Below are 19820 nucleotides of genomic sequence, written 5' to 3'. Positions count from 1 at the left end.
CCAGCGCAACGCCCCTGAACCAGACGTTCCCTACACCGAGGCCCCATGCTCAAGCCCCGCCAAGACCTGAAGCCGAACACGGCCGCCTATGAGACTGAGGCCTTGGTCAAGCCGACCGGGTTTCGGGAATACGACGCGCGCTGGATCCTGGAGAAGGAGATCAATCTCCTCGGCGTTCAGGCGCTCGGCCTGGCCCTGGCCACCTATGTCCACGAAATCGGCGTCGCGCCCAGGATCGTCACCGGCCATGATTTCCGCAGCTACAGCCTCAGCGTCAAACAGGCCCTGATCCTGGGCCTTCTGGAAGGCGGGATGGAGGTTCTGGACGTCGGCCTGGCCCTGTCGCCCATGGCCTATTTCGGTCAGTTCGAACTGGACGCCCCCTGCGTGGCCATGGTCACGGCCAGCCACAACGAGAACGGCTGGACCGGGGTCAAGATGGGGGCGAACAAGCCCCTGACCTTCGGGCCCGAGGAAATGGCCCGGCTGAAAGACATCGTGCTGAACGGCGAGGGCGTGGCCCGGCCGGGCGGGAAACTGGTCCGTGTCGGGGACTTCCGCGAGACCTATGTGGCCGACGTCGCCTCCAAGGTGCAGATCAAGCGGCCGCTGAAGGTGGTCTGCGCCTGCGGCAACGGCACCGCCGGCGCCTTCGCCCCGGACGCCCTGCGTCGGATGGGCGTCGAGGTGATCGAGATGGACACCGACCTCGACTACACCTTCCCCAAGTACAATCCGAACCCGGAAGATCACGCCATGCTGGTGCAGATGGCCCAGCGGGTGCGCGAGACCGGCGCCGACCTGGCCCTGGGCTTCGACGGCGACGGTGATCGCTGCGGGGTGGTTGACGACACGGGCGAGGAGATCTTTGCCGACAAGATCGGCCTGATGCTGGCCCGCGACCTGTCCAAGGTCTATCCGGACAGCACCTTCGTGGTCGATGTGAAGTCGACCGGCCTCTACAAGACCGACGAGATCCTCAAGGCCAATGGCGCCGAGGTGGTCTACTGGAAGACGGGCCACTCCTACATCAAGCGCAAGACCGCCGAACTGGGCGCCCTGGCGGGGTTCGAGAAGTCGGGCCACTTCTTCATGGCCGGAGACCTGGGCCACGGCTACGACGACGGCCTGGTGGCCGCCGGCGCGGTCCTGGCCATGCTGGACCGGAATCCGGGCAAGAAGCTCAGTGAACTGAAAGCCGCCCTGCCCGACGCCTGGACCAGCCTGACCATGTCGCCCCATTGCGACGACGAGCTGAAGTACGGGGTGCTGGAGCGGATCGTGAAGGAATATTCCGACCTTGCGGCCTCCGGCGGCGAAATCCTGGGTCGCAAGATCCTGGAGGCCATCACCGTGAACGGCGTCCGGGTGCACCTGGAGGATGGTTCCTGGGTCCTGGTCCGCGCCTCTTCGAACAAGCCCGAACTGGTCGTGGTGGTCGAGAGCATGCGATCCGAGGACGACATGCGCGACCTGTTCCGCAAGGAGATCAAGCCCCGCCTCGCCGCCTATCCCGAAATCGGCGCCTTCAACCAGGAAATCTGACGCCAGCCGGCCGATTTCAACCGTGGCGAGCACAAGCATGGCTCTATTTCTGAAGCGCCTACGCAGCCGTACTCGAAAGCTGCTAGGCATAGGCAAGCGGCCAAAGAGGCATCGCGACCTGAAAGCTCGCTTTACCCACGTCTATCGCGGCAAGACCTGGAAGTCGTCGGAGTCCGCGTCAGGTCCCGGGTCAACACGGGATTCAGGCTCCGTTCGGCAAGCGCTTATCGCCCTAGCGCAGGTCGTCAGCGTCTATGACATTCAATCCGTCGCCGACCTGCCTTGTGGCGATCTCAACTGGATGCCGACGTTCCTCAAGCAAAATCCAAAGATCGACTATATCGGGTACGATATCGTCGACGCCCTGATCGCCGCCAATCGACGGGCCTTTCCCGGCTATGCCTTCCGCGTCCTCGACATCACGCGCGAAATTCCGGCCCGCGCCGACCTCATTTTCTCCAAGGACCTGGTGAACCATCTGCTGGAGCGAGATGTGTGGAGCGCGGTCGCGAACATGGTCCGCTCCGGCGCGGACTATGTAATGGTCACCTCCAATAGCGATCCGGTTCCAAACATCGAACTTCCGGAAAATGTGGCGGGATCGTCCAGACCTCTAAATCTCCAGATCTCGCCTTACGACTTTCCCACCCCGCTCTACGATGACGGCTATCTCGTCATGTGGCGCAGCCAGGATCTGGCCTTTGTCCTTGATCGCGCAGCGTGATCTGAACCAATCGGCTTGACGACCGCTTCCTGCAGACCTGCTGCTGGAGGCCCGATTGCCGCATTTCTATTTCCACACCGAAAACGGCGACTGTATTCGCGATGACCAGGGCGAGGATCTGCCCGATGTCGAAGCCGCCCGCGAAGAGGCGGTCACCGTCCTTGGGGAGATTCTGCGCTACCGCGGTGCGGCATTTTGGGAAACGGCGTCGTTTAGCGTGATCGTGACCGATGCCGACGGCCGCACGGTAGTCAGCGTCACCGCCCGGGCCTCGGACGCGGCGCCGGAAGGTTGGACCTTGCAGGAGACCGGTGAATGACCATCGTCTCGCCCCCCTCCAGGATCACCACCCTGGTCGAGAAACTCTCGCTGCGCGATCAGGTCGCGCCGGACGAGATCGAGGCCCTGAAGGATGTGCTCGATCCGCCGCGCGAGATTCGCAGCGGCGCGGACATCGTCAAGGAACATTCCCATCCCCTGCACAGCACGCTTCTGATCTCCGGCTTTTCGGCCCGCTACAGCAGTCTGGCGGACGGCGCGCGCCAGATCACGGAGATCAATGTGCCGGGCGATTTCATCGACCTGCATAGTCTGCTGATGAAACAGATGGATCATGGGGTCGTGGCCCTGACCGACTGTGTCGTCGCCTCCGCCCCCCACGCCAAGCTGATCCGCCTGACCGAGCGCCATCCGCACCTGACGCGGCTTCTATGGCTGGACACCATCATCGACGCCGCCATCCATCGCCAGTGGCTGGTGGCCATGGGGCGTCGCAGCGGCCTGGGCCATCTGGCCCATCTGGTGTGCGAACTCTATCTGCGTCTTCAGGCGGTCGGCCAAACAACGGGAAAGACCAGCGGAAAGGTCGACGGAATGCGTTTCGACCTGCCCCTCACCCAGGCGACCCTGGGCGACGCCCTGGGCCTTTCAACCGTTCACGTCAGCCGTCTCATCACCGAGCTGCGCGGCGAGGGGGTGGTCAACTGGAGCGGCCGACAGGTGGAGATCCTGGACTGGCGCCGGCTGGCCGAGATCGCGGAATTCGACGCCACCTATCTGCGCCTTCAGAACGAGCCGGTGTGACGGCTTAACCCATGTTATCGCGCGCGGCTCCGCTTCGCGATTGATCGGCCCATGCTCCGACCGAATCTCGCGCGCGCACTCCTCTCCCAACTGGCGATCCAAGGGATGGAACCGGGCGAAGACCCCGTCTTTCCCGGCGCCCGCAGCCAGTCACTGCAGGCGGGTCGATCGCTTGTGACCCTGGTTCTGGAAGGCGTGGCGGCGCGGCAGGGAGCGAGGGATCCCGTCTGCCTCGGCCTCGTCGGTCCCGGCGACCTGCTGAACTTCGACGCCGCATTGGGAACGGGACCGGACGAGAGCGCTCTGTGGCTGACGCGCGGTCGCCAGGTCGTGATTTCAGCCGACGGCCTCATCGAGGCGATTGATCGCGACACCCTGATCGAGACCGCCCTGGCGGATATGCGCCGTCGGATGGAAACAGCCCGGGCCGAGGTGACGCGTCACGCGCATGGCCGGGTGACGGAACGCCTGGCCGGCCTCCTGCTCGACATCCACGCTCTCGGCGGCGCGACCGAGGTCACATTGCGCCAGAGCGACCTCGCCGATCTTCTGGCCGTACGCCGGGCCGGAATTTCCACCGCGGCAGGCGAGCTTCGGGCGACCGGGGCGATCCGGGTGCGACGGGCGGCCATACTGCTGTCCGACATGGCCGCCCTGCAAAGGGCGGCGGCGGGCTCGGTCGGCGAACAGGCCCCTCACTCCACCGTGACGGACTTGGCCAGGTTGCGGGGCTGATCGACGTCGGTGCCTTTCTGGACGGCGGTGTAATAGGCCAACAGCTGGACCGGCACGGCGTAGACCAGGGGCGCGATCAGGGGGTGGCAGTCCGGGGCGTGGATGCGGCGGATGCCGGCGCCGTGCAGATCCGGAGCCCTTTCCGGCGTGATCATGATGACCGGGCCGCCGCGGGCGGCGACCTCCTGCAGGTTCGAGGCGGTCTTTTCGAACACATCGTCCAGCGGAGCCAGGGCGATGGTCGGGGTCTCCTCGTCGATCAGGGCGATGGGACCGTGCTTCAGCTCGCCGGCGGCATAGCCCTCGGCGTGGATATAGCTGATCTCCTTCAGCTTCAGCGCCCCTTCCATGGCGAGGGGGAACATGGCCCCCCGGCCCAGGAACAGGACGTCGTCGGCCTTGGCCAGGTCCTGGACCACGGCGCGGATGCTGTCGCCCATGCGCAGGGCGTCGGCGATCAGGCGCGGGCTTTCGAACAGGGCCTTGACCAGTTCCCCCTCGGTCGCAGCGTCGATCCGGCCGCGCGCCACCCCGGCCGCCACGGCCAGGGCCAGCAGGGCCGCGACCTGGGCGGTGAAGGCCTTGGTCGAGGCGACGCCGATCTCGGGCCCGGCGTGGGTCGGCCACAGCACCTCGGCCTCGCGCGCCATGGACGAGGAATGGACATTGACCACCGCCGCCGTCTTCAGCCCCTGGGCCTTGCACCAGGTCAGGCTGGCCAGGGTGTCGGCCGTCTCGCCCGACTGGCTGACGGCGACCGCCAGGGTCCTTGGCGACACCGCCGGCGAGCGATAGCGGAACTCGGACGCGATCTCGACGTCGCACGGCAGGCCCGCCAGCTTCTCGAAGGCGTAACGGGCGATCTGGCCGGCGTAGAAGGCCGTGCCGCAGGCCACGATCTGGATCCGGTCGAGGGCGGCGAAGTCCACGGCCTGAGGCTTGGCCTTACCCGTCACCAGGTCCAGATATTCCGACAGGGTGTGCTGGACGCTGTCGGGCTGTTCATGGATCTCCTTTTCCATGAAGTGGCGATATTCGCCCTTCTCGACCATCGCCGAAGAGGCCGAGACCTGGACCACCGCCCGTTCGACCGGAGAGCCGGTCACATCGAACATCTGGGCGCCGCTGCGGGTCACGGCGACATAGTCGCCCTCTTCCAGATAACTGATCTTCTGGGTGAAGGGGCCGACGGCCAGGGCGTCCGAGCCCAGATACATCTCGTCCTCGCCCCAGCCGACGACCAGGGGGCTGCCACGACGGGCGCCCAGGATCAGATCGTCCTGGCCGTCGATCAGCACGGCCAGGGCATAGGCGCCGGTCAGCCGGTCCAGCGTGACCTTGAAGGCCTCCAGCGGCGCCCGGCCCGTGTTCAGCTCGGCGTCCAGCAGATGGGCGATGACCTCGGTGTCGGTCTGGCTTTCAAAGACATGGCCCTCGGCGGCCAGTTCGGCCTTCAGCTCGGCGAAATTCTCGATGATGCCGTTGTGGACCAGGGTGACGCGCCCGGCCTTGTGCGGGTGGGCGTTGGCCGTGGTCGGGGCGCCGTGAGTGGCCCAGCGGGTGTGGCCGATGCCGACCGAGGCCGTCAGCGGCTGTTCGGCCAGGACGGCTTCCAGATTACGGATCTTGCCCTTGGCGCGGCGGCGTTCGACCGCGCCGTCCACCATGGCGGCGACCCCGGCCGAGTCATAACCGCGGTATTCCAGCCGTTTCAGACTGTCGATCAGCCGGGGAACGACAGGTCCATTGCCGGTGACGCCGATGATGCCGCACATGCGCAGGAACTCCGAGGAAGAGGGAAACAGAAGGGCGCCGCTTTGCACAGACGGCGATCCGGGGCTAAGCCACGCACCAGCCCCCACCGGCCGTCTATGCAATCTTAGGACGGACCGCACCTAAAAAGGGGTTTCGGAAGGTTTCCTGTTCGGAAGCCGCCAGACGAAGGACCAGCCCGTGGGCGACAGGAAATATTTCGGCACCGACGGCATTCGCGGGCGCGCCAACACCTATCCGATGACAGCCGAGGTCGCGCTGCGCGTCGGCCTGGCGGCGGGCAAACTGTTCCGCACCGGGGATGACCGCCGTCATCTGGTGGTGATCGGCAAGGACACCCGCCTGTCCGGCTATACGATCGAGCCCGCCCTGGTCGCCGGTTTCGCCTCGGTGGGGATGGACGTGCGGACCTTCGGTCCCGTGCCGACGCCGGGGGTGGCCATGCTGACCCGGTCGATGCGCGCCGACCTGGGGGTGATGATTTCAGCCTCGCACAACGACTACGCCGACAACGGGATCAAGCTGTTCGGCCCGGACGGCTACAAGCTGTCGGACGAGATCGAGCTGAAGATCGAGGCCCTGATGGACGATGGCTTGGACCAGGGGCTGGCGCCGTCGAACAGGCTGGGCCGGGTCAAGCGGATCGACGACGCCCAGGCCCGCTATATCGAGATCGCCAAACAGGCCTTCCCGAAACGCCTGACGCTGCAAGGCCTGAGGATCGCCGTCGATTGCGCCAATGGCGCCGGCTACAAGGTCGCGCCCACCACCCTGTTCGAACTGGGCGCCGAGGTCTTCCCCGTCGGCGTGACCCCGAACGGAACCAATATCAACGCCGAATGCGGCTCGACCCATCCGGCGACCCTGGTCGAGGCGGTCAAACGCTACCGCGCCGACATCGGCATCGCCCTGGACGGGGACGCCGACCGGCTGATCATCTGCGACGAAAAGGGTCAGGTGGTGGACGGGGACCAGATCATGGCCCTCGTCGGGCTGGACTGGGCCAGACGCGGCCTGCTGACCGGCGGCGGCGTGGTGGCCACCGTCATGTCCAACCTGGGGCTGGAGCGCCGGCTGAAGGCCGAGGGCCTGACGCTGGAGCGGACCAAGGTCGGCGACCGCTATGTGATGGAGCGGATGCGCGAAGGCGGGTTCAACATCGGCGGCGAACAGTCGGGCCATATCATCCTGCACGACCACGCCACCACCGGCGACGGCCTGATGGCGGCGCTGCAGGTGCTGGCCGTTCTGGTGGACTCCGGCAAGCCGATGAGCGAACTGGCCCGCCAGTTCGACCCGGTGCCGCAGCGGCTGGAGAATGTCCGTTACACCGCCGGCAAGCCGCTGGAGAGCGACACGGTCAAGACCGCCATCGCCGAGGCCGAGGCGACCCTGAACGGCCAGGGGCGGCTGCTGGTCCGCCCCTCGGGCACGGAAAAGCTGATCCGCGTCATGGCGGAAGGCGACGACGCCGCCCTGGTGAAACGGGTGGTGTCCGAGGTTTCGGCGGCGGTGAAGGCGGCGGGATGATCTTCACCTCCCCGCGCGCGCAGGCGCGTGGGGAGGACAGGTCGCGCAGCAACCAGGAGGGGGGCGACTCCGACGGCGGTGATGACCGGCTCAGCTTCAGACACCGAGTCGCCCCCCGCCTGACGCTCGCTGACGCGATCGCCTGTCCTCCCCGTTGGGATCGAGCCTGTCTGCAATTTCACTTGCGGCCTGCGGCTCTCGGGGCTCCATTGCGGCGACATCTTCGCAGGGGCCTTCCATGATCGACCGTCGCCGCCTTCTTCTGTCCGCCGCAGCCGGGGCGGGCCTGGCCGCCGCAGGGGGACAGGTCTTTGCCGGAACCGCCCCGGCCGGCGACGCCGCCGCAGCCAAGGCCGCCCTGGCCGGCTTCATGGACCAGGCCTTCGAACAGACCCTGGACCTGAGCCCCGAGGCCGTCACCGCCTTCGGCCTGGACAAGGGCCCGCGCGCCGCCGCCAAGTCCCAGCTGACCGCGCCGACCCTGGAGAACGAGGAGAAGTTCCGCGCCTTCACCAAGGCCCAGCGCGCCGCGTTGAGCGCCATGGACCGCACGTCCATGGACGCCCAGGATGGCATCTATTACGACACCATCACCGACAATCTGGACGGGGTGATCGCCACCTTCGCCATCCCCTATGGCCAGGGCGGCTGGCCCAACCCCTATCGGGTCAGCCAGCAGGGCGGCGCCTATCAGTCGACGCCGGACTTCCTGGCCAACCAGCACACGATCGAGACCGCCGCCGACGCCGACGCCTATGTGGCGCGCGTCAACGCCTTCGCCGACGTGCTGAGCGCCGAGACGGACCGTTTGCGTGAGGAGTACGCCCTGGGCGTCATTCCGCCGGACTTCATCCTGGCCAAGGCCATCGCCCAGCAGGACGGCATATTGGCCACGAACGCCGCCGCCTCGCCCCTGGTCGCCTCGGTGGCGGATCGAGCGAGGGCCAAGGGACTGACCGGCGACTGGGGCGCCCAGGTCGAGACCCTGCTGGCGCAGCGGGTCTATCCGGCCCTGTCGGCCCAGAACGCCCTGCTGAAGGCCGCCCTGCCCCGCGCCGGCCACGAGGCCTCGGTGCGTCGCCTGCCTCAGGGCCAGCAGTACTACGCCAACAGCCTGCGCTTCATCACCACCACGCGGCTGACGGCCGACGAGATTCACCGCACCGGCCGCGCGCAGATGGCCGAGCTGACCGCCCGCGCCGACGGCCTGCTGAAGACCCAGGGCCTGACGCAGGGATCGGTGGCCGAACGGATCCGCGCCCTGGGTCAGGATCCGAAATACGTCTATCCCAACACCGACGCGGGCAAGGCCGAGCTGATCGAAAAGCTGAACGAGCAGATGGCCAACATGCAGGCCCGTCTGCCCGGCGCCTTCGGCCGCCTGCCCAAGGCCTCGGTCCAGATCAAGCGCGTCCCGCCCGAGATCGAGGCCGGCGCCCCGATGGGCTATTACAACTCGCCCAGCCTGGATGGGACCCGGCCGGGCATCTACTGGATCAATCTGAAGGACACGGCGGAATGGCCGTCCTGGACCCTGCCGACCCTGACCTATCATGAGGCGACGCCGGGCCACCACTTGCAGATCAGCCTGCAACAGGAGAGCGCGGCCGCGCCCAAGCTGATGAATCTGCTGGGCTTCTCCAGCTATGTCGAGGGCTGGGGCCTGTACGCCGAACAGCTGGCCGACGAACTGGGCGCCTATGAGAACGATCCCGTCGGCCAGATCGGCTATGTCCAGTCGCTGATGTTCCGCGCCGCCCGTCTGGTGGTGGACACCGGCATCCATTCCAAAGGCTGGAGCCGCGAACAGGGCATCCAGTACATGATGGAGGCCTATGGCGACCAGGAAGGCGCGGCCGTGTCCGAGGTCGAACGCTATTGCGGCTGGCCGGGCCAGGCCTGCGCCTACAAGGTCGGCCACAACGAATGGGTCCGCCTGCGCGAGAAGGCCAGGACCAGCCTTGGCGACCGGTTCGACCTGAAGGGTTTCCACGACACGGCCCTGGCCACCGGCGGCGTGCCATTGTCGGTGCTGGAGCGGATCGTGGACGGCTGGATCGCGACGCAGGCCTAAGTCGCCAATCCCAACGGCTGAGGAGGCTGAGATGATCGACCGTCGCCGACTACTGCAGACTGGAGCCTTTGCGGGCGTCGCCGCGTTTGCCGCACCGGCCTTCGCGCGCGCCCAGACCGGGGCGGCGGACGCCCTGGTCGCCCGGATCGGCGAGCAGGCCGTCGATATCAATCCGCAGCTGGCGACCAATCTCGGCCTCGATACAGGGCCCCGCGCCGGCCTGAAGTCCGCTCTGGCGGGCCGAGGCCTTCAGGACCGGGCCAGGGCGATCGCCCTGAACGAGACCTGGCTGGCCGAGATTCGCGCCATCGACGCCTCGAGCCTGACCGGCCAGAGCGCCGCCAGTTTCGAAGTGGTTCGTTTCCAGGCCGAGGCTCTGGATGCGGCCAAGGGCTTCGGCTACGGCGATTTCGGCTTCGTCGATCCCAGCGTGTATCCGCTTCAGCCCTATACAGTCTCCCAGCTGACCGGCGCCTATCAGGCGACGCCGGATTTCCTCGACACCCAGCATTCGATCGAGACCACCGCCGACGCAGAAGCCTATCTGTCTCGCCTCTCGGCGTTCGCACAGGTGCTGGATCAGGAGACCGAGGCCAGCGGTGCGGACGCCCGTCGCGGCGTGATCCCGCCCATTTTCATCGTCGCCAAGGCCCTGGACCAGATGCGGGCCTTGCGCGCCCCGGCCGCCGCCGAGGCCGGCCTGACCCGCAGCATCATCCGCCGCACTGCTGAGAAGGGAATCGCAGGGGACTGGTCAGGGCGGGCGGCCGTCATCGTCGAACACGAGATCTATCCCGCACTGGAGCGCCAGATCGCCCTGCTCGAGACCTGGAGGCCGCGCGCTACGACCGACGCGGGCCTCTGGGCCAGACCTCAGGGCGAGGCCTATTACGCCGCCAATCTGCGGCTGATGACCACCACCGACCTCGACCCCGAGACCATCCATCAGATGGGGCTGGACCAGTCGCGCGACATCCTGTCCCGCATGGACGCGCTGCTGAAGGCCGAAGGCATGACGGAGGGGACGGTGGGCCGGCGCATGGCCGCCCTGGGCCGCCAGCCGTCCCAGATCTATCCGAACACCGATGCGGGCAAGGCCCAGATTCTGGCCGATCTGAACGCACAGATCGCTGACATGGAGGCCCGGCTTCCGCATTATTTCGGACGGCTGCCGAAAGCGAGGGTGGAGGTCCGCCGCGTGCCCGCCGCCATCGAAGCCGGGGCGCCGGGGGGCTATGCCGTGGCGCCCAGCCTGGACGGGTCGCGACCGGGCGCCTTCTATATAAATCTGCGCGACACCGCCGAGTGTCCGCGCTTCAGCCTGCCGACCCTGGCCTATCACGAGGCTCTGCCCGGGCATCATCTCCAGGGCACGCTGGCGATCGAAAACACCCGCCTGCCTTTGATCTCGAAGGCTCTTTTCTTCAGCGCCCATGGCGAAGGCTGGGCGCTGTATTCGGAGCAACTGGCCGACGAGATGGGCGTCTACGCCGACGATCGGTTCGGCGAGTTGGGCTATCTGCAGAGCCTGTTGTTCCGCGCCTCCCGTCTGGTGGCCGACACCGGACTGCACCACAAGCGCTGGAGCCGGGAACAGGCGATCCGCTACATGGTGGACACGGGCGGCGACGAGGAAAGCGCCATAGCCACCGAGATCGATCGGTACTGCGTCTGGCCCGGCCAGGCCTGCAGCTACAAGGTCGGACATGCCGAATGGGTGCGTCTGCGCGAAAAGGCGAAGTCGAGCCTGGGCGACCGTTTCGATATCAAGGGCTTCCACGACACGACCCTGGCCGCCGGCGGCGTGCCCCTGTCGGTGCTGGAGCGGATCGTGGACGGCTGGATCGCGACCCAAGCTTAGTGGGCCTAGTCGGAGACCGTCAGCCCGTCGATCTGGCGCAGGCGGTTGTGGATGTCGGTGGCGGCGACCGCCGCCTCGGCCGTGGCGACGGCGATCTGGTTGAGGCCGCGCACCACGTCGCCGGCGGCGTAGAGACCCGGCACGCTGGTGGCCTGGTGCAGATCGACCTCCAGCCGGCCGTCGGAGGCCAGCCGGGCCTTGAGGCCCTGCGCCAGTTCGGCGTTGGGCGACGTGCCCAGGGCCGAATAGACGAGATCGAAGGTCCGGCTCTGGCCGCCATAGCTCAGGGCGGTCACCCGGTCCTGTTCGATATCGATGGACTCGAGCGGGGCCAGAACCAGTTCGACGCCCAGCCGGTCCAGTTCGTCGCGACGGGTCAGGGCGTCGGCCGGGCCGATGTGGATCAGGGTCACCCGGTCTGAATAGGTGCGCATGAAGGCGGCCTCGCGCGCGCCCTTGTCGCTGTCGCCGATGACGGCGACCGCCTTGCCGGTCGCCTCATAGCCGTCGCAGATGGGGCAGATGCGGACCAGCGCCTTCTGCACCGCGCGCTCCACGCCCGGCAAGTCGGGGTGATGATCGACGACGCCCGTGGCCAGCAGGATGGCGCGGGCGCGGATGGATCTCCCCTCGACCTGGGCTATGAAGTCTTCGCCGTCATGGACCAGGCTCTCGACCCGACCCGGCCTGATGACGGCGCCGTATTCCTCGGCCTGTTCGCGCATCCGCTTCAGAATATCGGCGCCCGTGATGCCGGCCGGAAAGCCCGGCATATTGTGGCTGAGCGGGATCCAGCAGGCGCGCGGCGCGCCGGCGTCCATCACCATGGTCCGCCGACGAAACCGCCCGAGATAGGTCGCCGCCGTCAGACCGGCCGGACCCGCGCCGATGATCAGGACCTCCGGGTCGTTCACCGCGTGCGCCAGGCGACGGGCCACAAGTCGGACGGCACGCCCGCGCATTCCCCCATCGTGCTCTCCTGCGTCAGGACGAAGCGGTCGCCAGTCCAGGCCCAGGTCTGAGCCGAGCCGCAGTCGCCGATGCCGCGCCCCTTGGCGAAGGCCGACAGTGTGCGGGTCTTGGGATCATACGCCCCGTTGACGGTGGAGTTGTCGGGCATGACCGGGTCGGCGCCGGGTCCCGCCGTTCCGGCAAGGATCGCCGGACGCGGGTCGCGACCATCCGGCCCCGTCAGATACCAGTTGTGGGTGACATTATAGGCCCCCGCACCGCAGGGCACGCCCCACAGCTCGGTGCGGGCGTCCAGCCGGGCGGACATCACCATGTCGCTGACCGCCGGCATGGCCGATTCCTTCAGGCAGGTGCCGACCTCGGTGCGGGCGCGAAGGGCGGCGGGCACGCGCTGGTTCACGTCGCCGAAGCCCGCCTGATCCACAGCCGGCGCGGGCGTGACCGTCGGCAGGGGCGGAGCGACGGGGACGGTGGAGGCAGGACGGTCGCCACGACGGATCAGGGCGGTGGGCGTGTTGAGGCGGCCCTGTTTCTCATCGATCCAGAGCAGGGCGGCGGCCGCCCCGTTCAGCGACACCGCCTGGGTGGAGGCGCCGCGAACGACCATGGACTTGCCCTGGGCCATGGCGTCGATGACAGGACGGGCGTCGGTGCGGATCAGGCCGACAGGGGCCTGGCTGTCGCCATCGTCGTTGAGAGTCGCCGCAAAGGTGCGGCCGTCGATCTCCAGGCCGATCTGGCGCGAGGCGGGCGCGTCCCCGTCGGGCCAATAGCCGAAGCTGACCTCGGGCCTGGCGTCAGGGCCGGGCTGGAGGGCGATGCGGACCCAGCCTGCGGCGAATTCGGGCGCGAAGCCGAAGGCCCAGCAGGTCCCGTCATTGCCGCATGTGGCGCGCCAGTCCTTGAACTGGCGGGTCTCGCTGCGGGCCTGCAGCACGGGCGCCGGGGCGGCGGCAGGCGGCGTCGAAGAGGCCGGGGCCTGGGGCGAACCCGCCTTTTGAGCGGCGTCCTTGTCGCCGCAGGCCGCGACGGCGAGCGCAGACGCCGCCAGCGCCGGAAGGGCGACGCCCCGCAACAGATCGATGGTCCTCATGCCTTGTTCAGCTCCGAAGGTTTGTGCGCCGCGCAGGCGTCGGTCTTTGCGCTCTCGACGACATACTCCGGATTATCGGACGACGCCGCCGCCTTGTGCCCCTTGATGTGAGTTTCGGCGGTGATCGTCCTGCCCCCTGGCCGACGGATGCGCCCTGGCTGTTATCCCACCTTACGCGGTCGCCGGTCCTGAAGGTCTTGGCTGGCATGGGGGAACTCCTTGCGGCGTCGCTTGCTGTTCAGCGATCAGCCTTCGCATCAGTTCCACATCGATCACCGGCGGCGTCTCGCAGAAGGTGATGATCCACCGCTCGACGAGTTCGCGCTCTTCATCCGTCATTCCGTCGTCCGCCGCTGCGACCGGTCAGGCCCTTGGGGTCTAACAAGCCGAAACCCGTGACGCGGGTTCAACCTGGCCGTCAGGTTTTTTCCGAGCAGGGTTAACGGACGGCGGGGTTTGCGCGGACGCCCAGCCCCGCTATATCCCCGCCACGATATCATTCCCCAAAGTTCAGAGGCGGACCTCACGCATGGCCAAGATCAAGGTCGAAAACCCCATCGTCGACATCGACGGCGACGAAATGACCCGCATCATCTGGCAGATGATCAAGGACAAGCTGGTCTTCCCGTTCCTGGATCTCGATCTGGACTATTACGACCTGAGCATGGAGCACCGCGACGCCACCGACGACCAGGTGACGATCGACGCCGCCCACGCCATCCAGAAGCACGGCGTCGGCGTGAAGTGCGCCACCATCACCCCGGACGAGGCGCGGGTGAAGGAGTTCGGCCTGAAGAAGATGTGGAAGTCGCCGAACGGCACCATCCGCAACATTCTGGGCGGCGTGGTCTTCCGCGAACCGATCATCTGCTCGAACGTGCCGCGCCTGGTGCCCGGCTGGACCCAGCCCATCGTCGTCGGCCGCCACGCCTTCGGCGACCAGTACAAGGCCACCGACTTCCTGATGCCCGGACCCGGCACCCTGACGATCAAGTTCGTCGGTGACGACGGCGAAGTGATCGAGCACGAGGTCTACAAGGCCCCCGGCGCCGGCGTGGCCATGGCCATGTACAATCAGGACGAGTCGATCCGTGAGTTCGCCCGCGCCTCGCTGTCCTACGGCCTCCAACGCGGCTACCCGGTCTATCTGTCGACCAAGAACACCATCCTGAAAGCCTATGACGGCCGCTTCAAGGATCTGTTCCAGGAAGTGTTCGACGCCGAATTCGCCGAGGACTTCAAGGCCAAGGGCCTGACCTACGAACACCGTCTGATCGACGACATGGTCGCGGCCGCGATCAAGTGGTCGGGCGGCTTCGTCTGGGCGTGCAAGAACTATGACGGCGACGTCCAGTCGGACGTGGTCGCCCAGGGCTTCGGCTCGCTGGGTCTGATGACCTCGGTGCTGATGACGCCGGACGGCAAGGTGCTGGAGACCGAGGCCGCCCACGGCACCGTGACCCGCCACTATCGCCAGCATCAGAAGGGCGAGGCCACCTCGACCAACTCGATCGCATCGATCTTCGCCTGGACCCGCGGCTTCAAGCACCGCGCCAAGCTGGACGGCAACGAAGCCCTGGGCACGTTCGCCGACACCCTGGAAAAGGTTGTGGTCCAGACGGTCGAGGCCGGTTTCATGACCAAGGACCTGGCGCTGCTGGTCGGCGACCAACAGGGCTGGCTGACCACCGAGGGCTTCCTCGACAAGGTCGCCGAGAACCTGAAGACCGCCCTGCCCGACGTCGGCTGAGCCACAAGATCCGGCAGCAACCCGTTGCCGACAGGACAACGTCCTCAAGCAGCGCGAAGCGCGGTAGGATAAACAAGAATGAAGCCCCGCCGGAACGATCCGGCGGGGCTTTTCATTGCGTCGTCGCGGAGGCCGTGCATGATCGGTTCCAGCGTGGGGGAGGCTTCGTGAAACGACTGTTCGGCAATCTTCTGATCCTGGCGGTCGTGGCCGCGGCCGTGGCCTTTTTCGCCGCGCCGGCCGTTGGCTTCTTCGCCATCCGGTCTGCGGCCGAGGCGGGAGACGTGCAGGGCCTGGCGCGCCTGATTGATTTTGCGGCCGTGCGCCAGTCGCTGCGGCCGCAGCTGACCGGAAAGGCCCAGGCTCTGGCGCCCGCGCCCTCCTTCCTGGAAGACCCCATCGGCGCCGTGCGGCGCCAGATGGAGCGGAACCCGGTGCTGAACGGGCCGGACGTGGACGCCTATCTGACCCCGGCCGCCCTGGGGGCCCTGACGCGCGGCGAGGGCCGGTACGCCAGCCAACGGTCCAGCATGACCGCGACCGCCGTTGCGGACGATGCGCCCCAACCCTGGCCCAAGCCGATCTTCTGGGGCGTGAACCGGGCGCGGATGGCGGTGGCGGACCAGGGCGGATCGCGCACCATCTTCACCTTCGAGCGCCAGGGGCCGTTTGAGTGGATCCTGGTCCAGATCGGTCTGCCTGACGGCGCCGCGCCGGCCGTGGCCGCGCCTGTCGCTGCGGTTTCCGGCGAGACGGCCGCCGCCCCACGCTGAGGCAACCGGCCGGCCGGAATCCGCGTTGAGTGAGGATGGAGTTCCTATGCTGAAGAAGATCGTCGTCGGGCTGCTGGCCGCACTGGCCGCAGGCCTGCTGATCGCCTGTTTTATCTCGCCCTTCGTGGCCGCCCAGGGCCTGATCCGGGCGGCGCGCACCGGGGATGCAGCGGGATTGGAACGCCGGGTCGATTTTCCCGCCTTCCGCGCCAGTCTGAAGAGCGAGTTGAACGCCCGGGCCGCCCTGGAGATCCGCCACCGGGCGGGGGACGACACGGGTCTGGCCGCCCTGGGCATGCTGCTGGCGCCGTCGCTGGTGGACGGGGCCGTCGATAATTTCGTCACCCCCCAGGCCGTCGCCGCCATGGTCCGGTCCGGCGAAAAGCCCCGGCCGGAGCGGCCCGTGCCCGCAACGGACACCCCGGCCGCGCCCAAGTCCGAAATCCACCAGTCCTGGGCCTATCGCGGGTTCGACCGTTTCGCCGTCACCCTGACGCGTGACGACCGGCCCGACGACGCCCTGGTGCTGATCCTGGAGCGCCGCGGGGTGTTCGACTGGAAACTGGCGGGGGTGGACCTGACGCCGGATCCGATGGGCTGACGGGCCTCAGCCCGCCAGGGCCACCCGCACCGCCGCCAGGCCGGCCTCGGCCTTGGATCCATCCGGGGCGCCGCCCTGGGCGAAGTCGGGTTTGCCGCCGGCGCCCTGGCCGCCCATGGCGATGACGGCGGTGCGGGCCAGGTCGGCGGCGTTGACGCGGTCGGTCAGGTCCGAGGTGACGGCGACGGTGACGGCGGCCTTGCCCTCGGTCACGCCGATCAGGGCGACGACGCCGGTTCCGACCTGTTTGCGGAAGTCCTCGGCCACGCCGCGCAGACCCTTGCCGTCCACGCCGTCCAGGACGCGGGCCATCAGCTTGATCCCGCCGATCTCTTCGGGCGCAGACGCCGCGCCCGAGCCGCCGCCCAGGGCCAGTTGCTTCTTCAGCTCGGCGACCTGTTTCTCCAGCGTCTTGACCGAACCCTGCAGGGCCTCGACCCGGCCGGGCACGTCCTGGGTCTGGATCTTGAAGTCGCGGGCCAAGTTGCGCGTCACCTTGGCCTGGGCTTCCAGATAGAGGCGGGCGGCCTCGCCGGTCAGGGCCTCGATACGACGCACGCCGGCGGCGACGCCGGTTTCCTGGACCACCTTGAACAGGCCGATGTCGCCGGTGCGGGCCACATGGGTGCCGCCGCACAGTTCGACCGAATAGGGGGCGTTATCGCTGACCAGCGAACGGCCCAGGGTCAGAACCCGGACCTCGTCGCCGTATTTCTCGCCGAACAGGGCGATGGCGCCGGCCTCGATGGCCTCCTGCGGGGCCATCAGCCTGGTCTCCGCCGGGACGTTCTGGCGGATGACGGCGTTGACCTCGGCCTCGATGGCCGCCAGCTCGTCCTCGGTCACGGGCGCCCCGTGGCTGAAGTCGAAACGGGCGCGCTCAGAGTCGACCAACTGGCCCTTCTGGGCGACCGCCGGGCCGAGCACATTCTTCAGCGCCGTGTGCAGCAGGTGGGCGGCCGAGTGGTTGGCGCGGGTGGTCATACGCTTGTCGGCGTCCACCAGCTGGGCGACGCGGGCGCCGATCTCAAGCGTCCCGGCCGTGATCTGGGCCGACAGGACATGCAGGTCGCCGGCGTGTTTCTTGACGTCAAGAACCTCGGCTTCCCCGCCGGGCCATTCCAGTGTGCCTTGATCCCCGGTCTGGCCGCCGCTCTCGGCGTAGAAGGGGGTGTTGTCGAACAGGATCTCGACGATGTCGCCGGCCTCGGCCGTCTCGACCGGAGCGCCGCCGTTCATCAGGGCCAGGACCTCGCCCGAACCCTCGATCGTGTCATAGCCGGTGAAGACGGTCGGACCCATGCGGTCGCGGATCGCCAGCCATTCGTTGGTGTTGGCGGTCTGGCCCGAGCCCTTCCAGTGTTCGCGCGAACGCTGGCGCTGTTCGGCCATGGCGGATTCGAAACCGTCGACATTGACCGAGAAGCCGCGACGGCGGGCCTCGTCCTGGGTCAGGTCCAGCGGGAAGCCATAGGTGTCGGACAGGGTGAAGGCGGTCTGGCCGTCCAGCATGTCGCCCGGCTTGAAGCCCTGAACCGCCGTGTCGAACAGGGCCATGCCCCGGCCCAGGGTGGTGCGGAAGCGGACCTCTTCCTGCTTCAGCGTGTCCTCGATGAAGGGCTGGGCGCGGGCCAGTTCGGGATAGGCGTCGCCCATCTGGGCCACCAGGGTCGGGACCAGACGGTGCATCAGCGGATCAGCGGCGCCCAGCAGGTGGGCGTGGCGCATGGCGCGGCGCATGATCCGGCGCAGCACATAGCCCCGGCCCTCGTTCGACGGGGTGACGCCGTCGGCGATCAGGAAGGAGGAGGAGCGCAGGTGGTCGGCGATGACCCGGTGGCTGGCGGCGCGCTCGCCGTCCGACTTGGTCGAGGTGGCGTCTTCCGAAGCGGCGATCAGGGTCTTGAACAGGTCGGTCTCGAACACCGAATGCACGCCCTGGAGCACGGTGGTCATCCGCTCCAGACCCATGCCGGTGTCCACGCTGGGCTTGGGAAGGTTGCGAACGATCTGGTCGTTCTCCTTCTCGAACTGCATGAAGACGTTGTTCCAGATCTCGACGTAGCGATCACCATCCTCGTCCGGCGAGCCGGGAGGGCCGCCGGCGATCTTGTCGCCGTGGTCCCAGAAGATCTCGGTGCAGGGGCCGCAGGGACCGCTGTCGCCCATGGCCCAGAAGTTGTCGGAGCCGGCGATGCGGATGATCTTGTCGTCGCCGAAGCCGGTGACCTTCTTCCAGATCGCGGCGGCCTCGTCGTCGTCGATATAGACGGTGACCAGCAGGCGTTTGGCGTCGAGGCCGAACTCCTGCGTGACCAGTTTCCACGCCCGGTCGATGGCGTGTTCCTTGAAATAGTCGCCGAAGGAGAAATTCCCCAGCATTTCGAAGAAGGTCAGGTGGCGGGCGGTGTAGCCGACATTGTCCAGGTCATTGTGCTTGCCCCCGGCGCGAACGCACTTCTGCGAGCTGGTGGCGCGCGGATAGGGCGGCTTGGACGCGCCGGTGAAATAGTCCTTGAACGGCACCATGCCCGCATTGACGAACAGCAGCGACGGATCGTTCTGCGGCACCAGCGGCGCCGAGTGCACCTTCTCGTGACCGTCGGCCGCGAAGAAGTTCAGATAGGTGGCGCGGATCTCGTTCAGGCTGGGCATTTGGGCGTGTCTTCGGCTCGGTCGTCGCAAGGAACCGGCGTCATATAGGGTTTTGTCGGGGAACGCATCATCTGGTCCCGCCCCGCGCCCGTCGCGGTCGAGCCGGGGGAATGATCGCTTTGCGAAAGATCAAGGCGATCCTTCCGCGGAGCACCATTCTGCGGCGTCACACATGTCGGTTCGAAACTCGGATTTCGCGACGCCAGGGAAACAGGACAGGCCATGGGAACGACACAACTGCATCGCGGTCGGCTCATAGACCACATCCAGCTGGTCGTCCGTGATCTCCAGCTCAGTCGGGAATTCTACACGGCTGTTCTGAACGTGCTGGAGATTCCCGTCATCGATACGGCCGACGGCTATTTCTGGGCCGATGAACTCGTCGTGTCCTCGCCGGAAAGCGCGGAGAGCCGGGGCGTCCTGACGGGTCGGCATCACCTGGCCTTTCAGGCCAAGGACCGCGCGACGGTCGACGCCTTCTATCGGGCGGCGCTGGCCCATGGCGCACGCGACAACGGCGCGCCGGGCGAGCGGGCCTATCATCCGGGCTACTACGCCGCTTTCGTGCTCGATCCCGACGGCAACAACATCGAAGCTGTGCACCATGGCGAGGCGCGGCGTAGCGCGCCGTCGGTGACGATCGGTTTCTGA

At 67.3% G+C, this 19820-nt stretch carries 18 protein-coding genes; 12 read left to right on the top strand and 6 right to left on the bottom strand.

Annotation, left to right across the window (positions count from 1 at the left end; genetic code table 11):
* Positions 1-45 precede the first annotated feature (45 nt).
* The 5 genes from GYM46_RS08540 (at position 46) to GYM46_RS08520 (ending at position 4087) form a co-directional block, all read left to right on the top strand.
* Positions 46-1545: a phosphomannomutase/phosphoglucomutase gene (locus tag GYM46_RS08540; protein ID WP_008259911.1), complete on the top strand. Its 1500-nt coding sequence runs from the start codon at positions 46-48 to the stop codon at positions 1543-1545.
* A gap of 37 nt (positions 1546-1582) precedes the next feature.
* The gene (locus GYM46_RS08535) at positions 1583-2269 is read left to right on the top strand and encodes a class I SAM-dependent methyltransferase (RefSeq protein ID WP_156796484.1); all 687 of its coding nucleotides are present in this window, start codon (positions 1583-1585) and stop codon (positions 2267-2269) included.
* Between the two features lie 55 nt (positions 2270-2324).
* A complete protein-coding gene (locus GYM46_RS08530; RefSeq protein WP_008263959.1) occupies positions 2325-2588 on the top strand; it encodes a DUF6894 family protein in 264 nt (87 codons plus the stop codon).
* The gene (locus GYM46_RS08525) at positions 2585-3352 is read left to right on the top strand and encodes a Crp/Fnr family transcriptional regulator (RefSeq protein ID WP_008260381.1); all 768 of its coding nucleotides are present in this window, start codon (positions 2585-2587) and stop codon (positions 3350-3352) included. Before GYM46_RS08530 ends, GYM46_RS08525 begins: the two co-directional genes overlap by 4 nt.
* A gap of 105 nt (positions 3353-3457) precedes the next feature.
* Positions 3458-4087 (top strand): Crp/Fnr family transcriptional regulator, encoded by a 630-nt coding sequence (locus tag GYM46_RS08520; RefSeq protein ID WP_008263853.1) that lies wholly within the window; start codon positions 3458-3460, stop codon positions 4085-4087.
* On the opposite strand, the gene glmS is transcribed toward GYM46_RS08520, so the two are convergent.
* Positions 4048-5862: a glutamine--fructose-6-phosphate transaminase (isomerizing) gene (gene glmS, locus GYM46_RS08515; protein ID WP_008262839.1), complete on the bottom strand. Its 1815-nt coding sequence runs from the start codon at positions 5860-5862 to the stop codon at positions 4048-4050. The two genes, GYM46_RS08520 and glmS, sit on opposite strands and share 40 nt — an antisense overlap.
* Before the next feature lie 178 nt (positions 5863-6040).
* Between glmS and glmM the strand changes: the two genes are divergently transcribed.
* From glmM to GYM46_RS08500, 3 genes are all read left to right on the top strand, one after another.
* Positions 6041-7390: a phosphoglucosamine mutase gene (glmM, locus tag GYM46_RS08510; protein ID WP_008261345.1), complete on the top strand. Its 1350-nt coding sequence runs from the start codon at positions 6041-6043 to the stop codon at positions 7388-7390.
* Between the two features lie 238 nt (positions 7391-7628).
* Entirely contained in the window at positions 7629-9464 is a 1836-nt protein-coding gene (locus tag GYM46_RS08505; RefSeq protein ID WP_008261882.1) for a DUF885 domain-containing protein, read from the top strand.
* A 31-nt stretch (positions 9465-9495) separates the two neighbouring features.
* Positions 9496-11325, top strand: a complete 1830-nt coding sequence (locus tag GYM46_RS08500) for a DUF885 domain-containing protein (RefSeq protein ID WP_008263668.1) — start codon at positions 9496-9498, stop codon at positions 11323-11325.
* A 5-nt stretch (positions 11326-11330) separates the two neighbouring features.
* Here GYM46_RS08500 and GYM46_RS08495 read toward each other — a convergent pair whose 3' ends face one another.
* The 4 genes from GYM46_RS08495 to GYM46_RS08480 form a co-directional block, all read right to left on the bottom strand.
* On the bottom strand, positions 11331-12239 hold the full coding sequence (locus GYM46_RS08495; protein WP_232216265.1) for an NAD(P)/FAD-dependent oxidoreductase: 909 nt from the start codon (positions 12237-12239) through the stop codon (positions 11331-11333).
* Positions 12236-13390 (bottom strand): DUF1176 domain-containing protein, encoded by a 1155-nt coding sequence (locus GYM46_RS08490; protein WP_008263249.1) that lies wholly within the window; start codon positions 13388-13390, stop codon positions 12236-12238. The genes GYM46_RS08495 and GYM46_RS08490 overlap by 4 nt, the downstream gene beginning before the upstream one ends.
* Positions 13387-13497: a DUF2945 domain-containing protein gene (locus GYM46_RS16830; protein ID WP_232216290.1), complete on the bottom strand. Its 111-nt coding sequence runs from the start codon at positions 13495-13497 to the stop codon at positions 13387-13389. The genes GYM46_RS08490 and GYM46_RS16830 overlap by 4 nt, the downstream gene beginning before the upstream one ends.
* A 64-nt stretch (positions 13498-13561) precedes the next feature.
* Positions 13562-13729, bottom strand: coding sequence for a hypothetical protein (locus GYM46_RS08480; RefSeq protein ID WP_008264400.1), 168 nt, complete (start codon positions 13727-13729; stop codon positions 13562-13564).
* Positions 13730-13919: 190 nt separating this feature from the next.
* Between GYM46_RS08480 and GYM46_RS08475 the strand changes: the two genes are divergently transcribed.
* The 3 genes from GYM46_RS08475 to GYM46_RS08465 all read left to right on the top strand — a co-directional run bounded on the left by GYM46_RS08475 (position 13920) and on the right by GYM46_RS08465 (position 16514).
* The gene (locus GYM46_RS08475) at positions 13920-15140 is read left to right on the top strand and encodes an NADP-dependent isocitrate dehydrogenase (protein WP_008258947.1); all 1221 of its coding nucleotides are present in this window, start codon (positions 13920-13922) and stop codon (positions 15138-15140) included.
* Between the two features lie 167 nt (positions 15141-15307).
* Positions 15308-15913 carry a DUF2939 domain-containing protein gene (locus GYM46_RS08470; protein ID WP_164952639.1) on the top strand — a complete coding sequence of 202 codons (606 nt, stop codon included), beginning with the start codon at positions 15308-15310 and terminating at the stop codon, positions 15911-15913.
* Between the two features lie 46 nt (positions 15914-15959).
* Positions 15960-16514, top strand: coding sequence for a DUF2939 domain-containing protein (locus tag GYM46_RS08465; protein WP_008263043.1), 555 nt, complete (start codon positions 15960-15962; stop codon positions 16512-16514).
* Positions 16515-16520: 6 nt separating this feature from the next.
* Here GYM46_RS08465 and alaS read toward each other — a convergent pair whose 3' ends face one another.
* Positions 16521-19169 (bottom strand): alanine--tRNA ligase, encoded by a 2649-nt coding sequence (gene alaS, locus GYM46_RS08460; RefSeq protein ID WP_008259949.1) that lies wholly within the window; start codon positions 19167-19169, stop codon positions 16521-16523.
* A gap of 222 nt (positions 19170-19391) precedes the next feature.
* Between alaS and GYM46_RS08455 the strand changes: the two genes are divergently transcribed.
* Positions 19392-19820, top strand: a complete 429-nt coding sequence (locus tag GYM46_RS08455) for a VOC family protein (protein ID WP_008259840.1) — start codon at positions 19392-19394, stop codon at positions 19818-19820.

The sequence above is a fragment of the Brevundimonas mediterranea genome, assembly GCF_011064825.1.
Taxonomy (GTDB): Bacteria; Pseudomonadota; Alphaproteobacteria; order Caulobacterales; family Caulobacteraceae; genus Brevundimonas; species Brevundimonas mediterranea_A.
The sequence above is the reverse complement of the archived record's forward strand: the minus strand, read 5'-3'. Positions and strand labels throughout refer to the sequence as shown.

Coding starts and splice junctions, on each gene's coding strand:
- GYM46_RS08540 (WP_008259911.1), top strand. CDS start 46: ATGCTCAAGCCCCGCCAAGACCTGAAGCCGAACACGGCCGCCTATGAG.
- GYM46_RS08535 (WP_156796484.1), top strand. CDS start 1,583: ATGGCTCTATTTCTGAAGCGCCTACGCAGCCGTACTCGAAAGCTGCTA.
- GYM46_RS08525 (WP_008260381.1), top strand. CDS start 2,585: ATGACCATCGTCTCGCCCCCCTCCAGGATCACCACCCTGGTCGAGAAA.
- GYM46_RS08520 (WP_008263853.1), top strand. CDS start 3,458: ATGGAACCGGGCGAAGACCCCGTCTTTCCCGGCGCCCGCAGCCAGTCA.
- glmS (WP_008262839.1), bottom strand. CDS start 5,862: ATGTGCGGCATCATCGGCGTCACCGGCAATGGACCTGTCGTTCCCCGG.
- GYM46_RS08505 (WP_008261882.1), top strand. CDS start 7,629: ATGATCGACCGTCGCCGCCTTCTTCTGTCCGCCGCAGCCGGGGCGGGC.
- GYM46_RS08500 (WP_008263668.1), top strand. CDS start 9,496: ATGATCGACCGTCGCCGACTACTGCAGACTGGAGCCTTTGCGGGCGTC.
- GYM46_RS08490 (WP_008263249.1), bottom strand. CDS start 13,390: ATGAGGACCATCGATCTGTTGCGGGGCGTCGCCCTTCCGGCGCTGGCG.
- GYM46_RS08480 (WP_008264400.1), bottom strand. CDS start 13,729: ATGACGGATGAAGAGCGCGAACTCGTCGAGCGGTGGATCATCACCTTC.
- GYM46_RS08475 (WP_008258947.1), top strand. CDS start 13,920: ATGGCCAAGATCAAGGTCGAAAACCCCATCGTCGACATCGACGGCGAC.
- GYM46_RS08465 (WP_008263043.1), top strand. CDS start 15,960: ATGCTGAAGAAGATCGTCGTCGGGCTGCTGGCCGCACTGGCCGCAGGC.
- alaS (WP_008259949.1), bottom strand. CDS start 19,169: ATGCCCAGCCTGAACGAGATCCGCGCCACCTATCTGAACTTCTTCGCG.
- GYM46_RS08455 (WP_008259840.1), top strand. CDS start 19,392: ATGGGAACGACACAACTGCATCGCGGTCGGCTCATAGACCACATCCAG.